This window comes from SAR202 cluster bacterium (genome assembly GCA_016872355.1).
GTDB lineage: Bacteria > Chloroflexota > Dehalococcoidia > Lucifugimonadales > VGZY01 > VGZY01.
Window position 1 is genome coordinate 1 of record VGZY01000098.1, and the last position, 8,278, is coordinate 8,278.

The window sequence follows — 8,278 nt, forward strand, 5'->3', positions numbered from 1 at the left end:
ACACATGTCGCTCGCTGACACCCATCAGCTCAGCGGCCTTACTTGCCTCGCAACGCCCCTCCAGAACAAGGTTCAGTATCTGTGCTCTCTTCGCTTCTCGCTCGGTCAAATGTAGTCCTCTCATGGACTGACATATTCACTGAGCAGTTACCTACTGACAATATCACTGAGCAAAGACAGTCGCCCGGGCGTTCGTTGACCGGCATAGGCCAAACTGCTACCATGTGTGAAACTATTCACCAATGGCCCCTTTGCCGCGCCTGCGGCGTGGGCCAAACACACTGGGGTGAGCTTGTCCATGCGATCTCTCTTGCGTGTTCTGCCCGTAGTGTTTGTAATGTCTGTCCTTTTTGCCTGCACCACTGAAGAGAAGGCGACTCCAACGCCCGCCGGGGTTTCTCCGGCAGTCCCCGCCGCGGCCCCGGTGGAGCTGGTAATGAAGGCCGCCGAGGCCCTGGGCGCTCCATATCCCGCTCCTGCCGAGGAGGATAACGGCGAGGTCGGCGGCGGCACGCCGGTGACGGTACACATGAAGGATCCGGGCGGCAGCGGCCAGTACGGCTTTGATCCTGCCCAGCTCAACTTCAAGGTTGGCGAGCTGGTGACATTCACCATTACATCGGAGTCGGAGTTCCACACCTTCACCTCCGAGGCGCTCAACCTGGACCGCGCGGCCGATGCGCGGCAGTCGCTTTCCTTTAACTACACTTTCGACCAGGCGGGCAGCTTCGAGTTCATTTGCGTCCCCCACCAGGCGCTCGGCATGACCGGCCGCATCACCGTCCAGTAGCACCCTCTCTCTGCAATTGTCTCAGGGGCTCACATTCGTGAGCCCCTTGCTTTTTCCTTTGGCTGGCCCACTACCAACTACCGACTACTGACTACTGACTACTTACTACCGTACCCTATACCCCGCACCCCGTACCCCGTACCCCCACCAACCACAACCTGTAGCGTTGACGGCCATTTTTCGCGCCACTATACTACCCAATACATAACTGGGAGTGTGCCAAAATGCGCCTTTCATGCCTTCAGGAGAACCTCAGCCGCGGCCTGTCGATCGTCGGTAGGGCGGTCGCCACGCGCACCACGCTGCCGATCACGCAGAACGTCCTCCTCGCGTCCGACCAGGGCCGGCTGAAGCTTTCCGCCACCAATCTGGAGATCGCGATCAGCACATGGATCGGCGCGCAAACGGAAGAGCCGGGGGAGATCACGGTCCCCGCGCGCCTGCTGACCGAGTTCGTGAGCTCCCTGCCGGCAGAGCGCATAGATTTCAAGGCCGTAAAGCAGCCGCTGAGCCTGGAGGTGAGCTGCGCAAGGTTCAAGGCGCAGATCAACGGCTCCGACGCCGAAGACTTTCCTCCCGTGCCGACTGTGGAGTCCGGTGTCGCCGGCAAGGTGGAGGCGCAGGCGCTGCGCGATGCTATCGCCCACGTGGTGTTCGCCGCCGCCACCGAAGACTCCCGCCCGGTGCTCACGGGCATCAAGGTTGAGATGTCCGGCGACCAGTTCACCTTCGCAGCGGCGGACGGCTTCCGCCTGGCGGTGTACAAGGGCAAGCTGATGGAGCCCATAGACCAGGCGGTGAGCTTCATCGTCCCGGCCCGCACTCTCCAGGAAGTCAGCAGGCTCGCAGGCGGCCAGTCGGAGTTCATCCAGTTCATAGTCACCCCCTCCAAGAGCCAGGCCCTCTTCCGACTGGACAACATCGAGATCGTTACCCAGCTCGTTCAGGGCACATTCCCCAACTACTCCCAGCTCATCCCGCAGTCGTTCGATTCCCGCGCCGTCGTGGGCCTCTCGGACTTTGTCCGCGCCACTCGCGCCGCGTCCATCTTCGCGCGCGACGGCAGCGGCATCGTCCGCATCCAGGTGACAAGCGGCGACGGCGGCCGCGTCTCGGTCCTCTCCCGCTCGGAAGAGGTCGGCGAGAATAAGGGCGAGATCGACGCGAAGGTGGAGGGCAACGAGTCAAAAATTGCTTTCAACAGCAAGTACCTGGCCGATGTCCTCGGCGTCCTCCAGTCGAGCGAAGTCGCGCTGGAGACCACCACGCCGTCCAGCCCCGGCGTCATCAAGCCGGTGGGCAACGACAAATACGTCCACGTTGTGATGCCAATGTTTGTCCAATGGTGATTATGCGGGGCGACACGGCGGTGGCCATTCTTACGAGGTATAACGGTGAATAACGAGCTACTGACGGAAAACCAGGCTCTGGACCTGGTCACCAGCTACATGGCGAACGAGGGGAAAGTCAGCTCCACACAGGAGATCCTTGATTCGGGGGCTATCCCTGCTTTGGAGGGATTCATCGCCCGGCCGGGAAAGGTCTCTGACTCTATCTACGGCGGAAAAGTTGAGTTCCCCAAGAAGGGCGGCGGCGTCGTCAAGGCCGAAAACCCCCGGCTGGAGACGCATGACGGCAGGCCCCTGCGGATCATGGTCAGGACGCAACGGATCTCCACGCACGATATCAACCGGGGGGAGATTCCTTTCAAGGACCAGATCCTCGCGGCGAACCACAACTACATGAGGCGGCTGGTCGAGCCCGCCATCGGCACCTCGCAGTTCGACGTGCCCGGCCTCGCGGATAACGACGTCGTCATCGCCGCCGAAAACCTGAAGCTCGTTCCAATCGAGAATATCTTCAGGGCGTACATGGCGAAGAGCTCGACTTCGACATCGTTCTACCAGGCGTGGAAGCGCGGCGACAAGACGTTCGCGGGGCACGTTGTCCCAGACGGCCTGGTCGTCAACGGCCCCTTGCCGTACGTCATGGACACGCCCTCGACGAAATCTGACGACCACGATGTGACGCTGTCCCCTGATGAGATGATAAAGCAGGGGCACATCACGGCGGCGCAGTACACCGCGCTGCGGAACAGCGGGCTGGTCGCGTTCGGGATGGCTTCGCAGTTCCTGCGCGGCAAGGGCATCATCCTTGTCGATACCAAGTTCGAGCACGGCGTCAATAAGGCCGGAAAGATCGTGAGCCAGGACGAGATCCTGACCATGGACTCGTCCCGTTTCTGGCTGGCGTCGGACTACGATGCCCAGATGGCGAGACTCAGCCGGAAGGAGATCGACGAGCTTAACCCGAAGTCGTACTCCAAGGAGTTCGCGCGCGGCTTTTCTGAGGGTGAAAAGGGCTATACGGACGACCAGCGCAGGGTCATCGCCGCGCGCTATGTCACCGGCATCCAGGAGCTCCTAGGCAAGCGGTTCGTGCCCGATATGCGGCCTCGCGATGAGCGGGTCGTGAGCGGCCTGCGCAAGGTTCTGGATAACCTGGTCGCGCGTAAATAACGCAAGGCGCCGGGAATGGAAAAGAAGCGCGCCATCCTCTGGGACAACGATGGCGTCCTGGTGGACACGGAGAGGTTGTATTTCGAGGCAAACCGGCAGGAGCTGGCGGCGATAGGGGTGACGGCCACCTGGACCCAGTATGAGGAGATAAACCTCAAGGACGGGATGAGCCTGCTCTCGCTTTCCGGGCTGGATGGTGAGGACCTTCGGAATCTCCATTCACGGCGCAACGCGCGCTACAGCGCGATGCTCCGGACTGAGAATATCGCAATCCCGGGCATGCTGGACCTTCTCGGGCGTATGCGGCAGCGCTTCACCACAATGGGGATCGTGACGGGGTCGCGCCGCGAGCACTTCGACATCATACACGGGCAATCCGGCATGCTCGCGCACATGGACTTCACTGTCGTGCGCGAGGACTACCCAAGGTCAAAGCCGCATCCCGACGGCTACCTGGCAGGTATCCAGCGTGCAGGCCTCGCCGCGATGGACTGCATCGCCGTGGAGGACTCGCCGCGCGGCGTCGCCGCCGCCCGCGGGGCAGGGCTGGAATGTGTCTACTTCACGCCCGGCGGACTCGGGGCCGGGCGGGATGTCGGCGAAGTCTTCGCCTGCGCCGGGTCGGCGGAAGAGCTCGAAGCGGTGTTGGGGCACTGGTTTCACCGATAGTACCTTAGACAATTGAAAGCGGAAGGGGAAGCCATGGCAGATTAGAAGCCGACAACACAAAAGAAGGCCGCCGGGAGTGCCGCCTCGTCCGGCAAGAAGTCCGACGGCTTCACCGCCGAAGAGCGCGAGGCCATGAAGGCGCGCGTCAAGGAGATCAAGGGCGGCAAGACCGATGGCGAGGGCGCCCTGGCCACCATCGCCGTCGCGATCCTCGTTTCCGCCCTGGTCACCGAGTACATCGGCATCCACGCGATCTTCGGCGCATTCCTCCTGGGCGCAGTCATCCCGCACGATAGCCGCGTCGCGAGGGAGGCGACCCACCGCCTCCAGGACGTTGTGAGGATAATGTTCCTGCCGGTGTTCTTCGCCTTCACGGGGATGCGGACGGAGTTCGGGCTGCTGACCACTGCCGGCGACTTGCTCTTCTGCGGCCTCATCGTCCTGGTCGCAACCGTGGGAAAGTTCGGCGGAACCGTCATCGCCGCGCGCGTGACCGGCGTCGGCCTGCGCGACTCCGCCGCGCTGGGGATTCTAATGAACCCACGCGGACTCGTTGAGCTTATCGTCCTCAACATCGGCCTGGACCTGGGCGTCATATCGCCCAGGCTATTCACCCTGCTCGTCATCATGGCGCTCGTGACCACCTTCGCCACAACACCGGTCTTCGACCTCATCCTCAAGAAGCGGCCATGGAGGGTGGAGGAGACCGCCCGCGCCGCGGTGTTGCAGCCGCCCTAAACGCTTCCCCTGAAGGTGTCGCACGCCGCCATGTTGCCGGTGCTGTGGGCCGTCTTGAACCACCGCTGCCTCTGCTCGGCCGAGCCGTGTGTCCACGCCTCCGGGTTAACGCGCCCCTGGATGCTCTTCTGTATGCGGTCGTCGCCGACCGCCGCCGCGGCGTCCAGCGCGTCCGCAATCTCCGCGTCCGTCAGGGGCTCCATGTATCCGGTGGCCTCTGCGTGGTGCGCCCACGGCCCAGCGAAGCAGTCCGCCTGAAGCTCCACGCGCACCGCCGTGCTCTGCGGACCGGTGTCGCGCTCGTTCAGGTCCAGCGTGCCGATCATGTTCTGGATGTGATGGCCGTACTCGTGAGCCACCACGTACCCCTGCGCCAGCGGCCCCCCCCGCGCGCGCCGAAGCGCGAGCGCAGCTCGCTGAAGAAGCCCAGGTCGAGGTATATCTTCCTGTCCACAGGACAGTAGAACGGCCCCACTTCGGACGATGCGTTGCCGCAGCCCGTTTCCACGTAGTCCGTGAACAGCACCGTCGTGGCTTCCGTGTACCTGTTGCCCCGCCGGGCGAACTCGTCCGACCAGTATTGCTGAACGCTGTTTACGAACCCCACAATCCGGCAGTCGTCGCGCTCGTTCGCGTCCTCGCCGGTCTGGCAGTTCTCCGCCAGGGAGCCCGTCCCTCCCTGCGCCGGCTGGTTTCCGGGGTTCTGTATTTGTGATGAGCCCGTGGGCGCGCCGCCGCCGGCGAACGCGTTGATGAGGAACATGGCGATAAGCACGAGAATCCCGATGCCCCCGCCGCCGCCGACCGCAATCGGCATGCCGCCGCCCCCGCGTCCGATTCGCCGGCCCCGCCTGTCTTCAACCTGGTATGGATTCAGCCTCGTGTTTCGCTTGAACGGCATCTTCCACCCCCGCACATAGGTCTAACTCCAATATAGCTAGCGGCGGATTATTCTGCCGTCGCACGGGTGGACGAGTCGTTCTTGGCGTCACGCCAACGGGGGCGAGTCGGCGGGAGTGTCAGACGCGGCGCCTGAATTCATAGCGGATGACGCAGGCGAGGGTGAGGGTGAAGGGTATCCACCAGATGATGTCGTTGAAGAATACCAGCATGAATGTCCGCGCGGGCCACTCGCCGGAAGAGACCGCAGAAATCCATCCCATCGGCCCGAAGAGCTTGCCCAGCAGGCCGAGCGCGACGAACGGCGTCGCGCGGTCGATGCGCCAGGCGGCGTACGCGTAACCGAGGCCAAAGACGCCCACCATCATCCCTATGCACTGCCAGAGCGCAGGGTAGGTCGGCTGCGGGAGCGCCATCAGGTCGAAGAACGATTCGGGCCACATGACGGTCCACACCGCGCACGCGGCGTTGTACAGCGCGGCGAGCGCAAGAGTCAGCCTCGCTCGTCGCTCCCTGGCCTTTGTGCGGTCCACCGGCGCCGCGCGTTCGATGGTGTTCATAACGCCATTATTCCAGATTCGGACACTCTCCGGATATCGTTGTGCGACGGTTTGCTCGGAAGTAGAATGCACGCGCAGCAGATAGCCACAGCAAACGGAGTCGGACCATCGAAGAGCGTGCGAAGGCGAAACCGGTCGACCGCCATCCCGCGGGCACATTTGCGAGGCTCCTGGAGATCTTCCTCGTCGCCACGCGCCTCGGCCTCACGTCCTTCGGCGGGCCCGTCGCCCACCTGGGTTACTTTCGCGAGGAATACGTCGCCCGCCGCAAGTGGCTGGGAGAGCAGGCGTACGCAGACATCGTTGCCCTCTGCCAGTTTCTTCCGGGACCGGCGAGCAGCCAGGTGGGAATGGCGATCGGCATCGTGCGGGCCGGCCATCTCGGCGGCATCGTCGCCTGGCTTGGATTCACGTGGCCATCCGCCGCGGCGATGATCGCATTCGCCTACGGCGTGTCCGCCATCGGAGATGTCAGCGACGCCGGCTGGCTCCACGGGCTGAAGGTGGTGGCCGTTGCCGTCGTGGCGCTCGCAGTGTGGGGGATGGCCCGCACGCTGTGCCCGGACCGGCCTCGAATTACGCTCGCGATTTCCGCGGCCGGGGCGCTCCTCTTCTTCAGCGGCGCTCTCGTCCAGATAGCCGTCATTGTCGCTGGAGGCCTCATCGGATGGCTGCTGCTCCGCCCTGGGCAGCCTGCAGCCGAGGCGCATGCGGTGACCCGCAAGGGCCGCTCCGCCGCTGCGCCGCTCTTCCTCGCCGCATTCCTGGTCCTGCTGGCTGCGCTCCCGCTGCTGCGGCAGGCGGCGGACTCGGAAGCGGCTTCCGCGGCGGATACTTTCTACCGCGTAGGGTCGCTCGTCTTCGGTGGCGGCCACGTCATCCTGCCCGTGATGGAGGCCGAGGTGGTAGGGGAGGGCGGCCTGCTGACGCGCGACGAGTTTATCGCCGGCTACGGCGCGGCGCAGGCAGTCCCGGGCCCGCTGTTCACATTCGCGGGCTACGTGGGCGCGCTGCTGGACCTGGGCCTGCCCATGTGGGCCGGCGGCGTCTTCGCGGTAGTCGTGGTCTTCCTGCCGTCCTACTTGCTCGTCGCCAGCGCTCTCCCGATCTGGGACCGGCTCGGGGCCATCTCCGGATTCAGGCGCGCGCTCATGGGTATCAACGCCGCCGTCGTGGGACTACTTCTCGCCGCGCTCTACGACCCCGTCTGGACCAGCGCCATCGAGTCGGCGGAGGACTCCGCCCTCGCCCTCGCCACCTTCGCCCTCCTGGCGTTCTGGAAGCTGCCGCCGTGGCTCGTGGTGGCCCTCTCAGCCGCCGCCGGCGCTGCCCTGGCGGCCCTGCAGGCATAAGACCTTTGCCCGCGCCAATTCCAACCTGTCCAACTCGTCCAACTCGTCCAAAAACATACGGGCGGCCCATCTGGCCGCCCGTATCACTTGCCTTAATTTCTGCGTCCCTCTACCCCAGGAACGACTTCACAAGCGAGATATTCCACAGCGCCAGGTACACCAGCACCACCGACTGTATGATCTTCCCAATGATCGAGTACACAAGGTACTGCTTCAGAGGCACCCCCAGCCGCCCGGCCAGGATGCCGTGTGCGTCCACGAACGGGTTCGGGATCAGGGACACAACGAAGATCGTCGCGTTGGTGTTCTTCTGCGCCTTGTTGATAACCCAGCGCGGCATGTAGTCTTTCTTTATGACGTTCCGGGAAGACTTTCCTATGAAGTATCCCGTGAGGTTGCCGAGCCCGCCGCCGATCGCGCCCAGCAGGGCCACCATAAGCGGGTTCAGGATCACCGCGCCGCTGACCATGATCAGCCCGCTGCCGGAGGGCAGGAACAGCGTCGCATTCGACAGCGCGCTCAGTGCGAACACTGTGAAGTACGCGGCGAAGTGGGTACCCATCGTGAGCCACAACCCGGCGCCCACAAGAACGGTCGCGATTGAGCCTGCCGCCACGCGCTGCCGGAGCGTGGTCTGCTCAACTGCTTTCCTGGCTGAGGTCAGGTACTCTCTGACTGCAAACGGCTTCCGCATCGCGGCGCCGGTAATCTCGATCGGTGTTGTTGCGACCGTTCCGTTCATCATAGGTC

At 63.7% G+C, this 8,278-nt stretch carries 8 protein-coding genes and 1 pseudogene; 6 read left to right on the forward strand and 3 right to left on the reverse strand.

Annotated elements, in window-relative coordinates; translation table 11 throughout:
- The first annotated feature begins 298 nt into the window (after positions 1-298).
- The 5 genes from FJ319_13845 to FJ319_13865 all read left to right on the forward strand — a co-directional run bounded on the left by FJ319_13845 (position 299) and on the right by FJ319_13865 (position 4,716).
- Positions 299-790: a hypothetical protein gene (locus FJ319_13845; protein ID MBM3935351.1), complete on the forward strand. Its 492-nt coding sequence runs from the start codon at positions 299-301 to the stop codon at positions 788-790.
- Between the two features lie 224 nt (positions 791-1,014).
- Entirely contained in the window at positions 1,015-2,139 is a 1,125-nt protein-coding gene (gene dnaN / locus FJ319_13850) for a DNA polymerase III subunit beta (protein ID MBM3935352.1), read from the forward strand.
- 45 nt (positions 2,140-2,184) lie between these two features.
- On the forward strand, positions 2,185-3,309 hold the full coding sequence (locus FJ319_13855) for a phosphoribosylaminoimidazolesuccinocarboxamide synthase (GenBank protein ID MBM3935353.1): 1,125 nt from the start codon (positions 2,185-2,187) through the stop codon (positions 3,307-3,309).
- Between the two features lie 15 nt (positions 3,310-3,324).
- Complete coding sequence (locus FJ319_13860) at positions 3,325-3,978, forward strand: HAD family phosphatase (GenBank protein MBM3935354.1); 654 nt, start codon at positions 3,325-3,327, stop codon at positions 3,976-3,978.
- Between the two features lie 132 nt (positions 3,979-4,110).
- On the forward strand, positions 4,111-4,716 hold the full coding sequence (locus FJ319_13865; GenBank protein ID MBM3935355.1) for a hypothetical protein: 606 nt from the start codon (positions 4,111-4,113) through the stop codon (positions 4,714-4,716).
- Here the strand turns inward: FJ319_13865 and FJ319_13870 are convergent.
- A pseudogene (locus FJ319_13870) lies at positions 4,713-5,617 on the reverse strand (hypothetical protein). The gene FJ319_13865 and the pseudogene FJ319_13870 sit on opposite strands and share 4 nt — an antisense overlap.
- 118 nt (positions 5,618-5,735) lie before the next feature.
- Positions 5,736-6,176 (reverse strand): alkyl hydroperoxide reductase, encoded by a 441-nt coding sequence (locus FJ319_13875; protein MBM3935356.1) that lies wholly within the window; start codon positions 6,174-6,176, stop codon positions 5,736-5,738.
- A 170-nt stretch (positions 6,177-6,346) separates the two neighbouring features.
- On the opposite strand from FJ319_13875, the gene chrA reads away from it, so the two are divergent.
- Positions 6,347-7,528 carry a chromate efflux transporter gene (chrA, locus tag FJ319_13880; GenBank protein ID MBM3935357.1) on the forward strand — a complete coding sequence of 394 codons (1,182 nt, stop codon included), beginning with the start codon at positions 6,347-6,349 and terminating at the stop codon, positions 7,526-7,528.
- 109 nt (positions 7,529-7,637) lie between these two features.
- On the opposite strand, the gene FJ319_13885 is transcribed toward chrA, so the two are convergent.
- Positions 7,638-8,278 (reverse strand): VTT domain-containing protein (locus FJ319_13885; protein ID MBM3935358.1); only part of this gene is annotated, 641 nt, incomplete at its 5' end.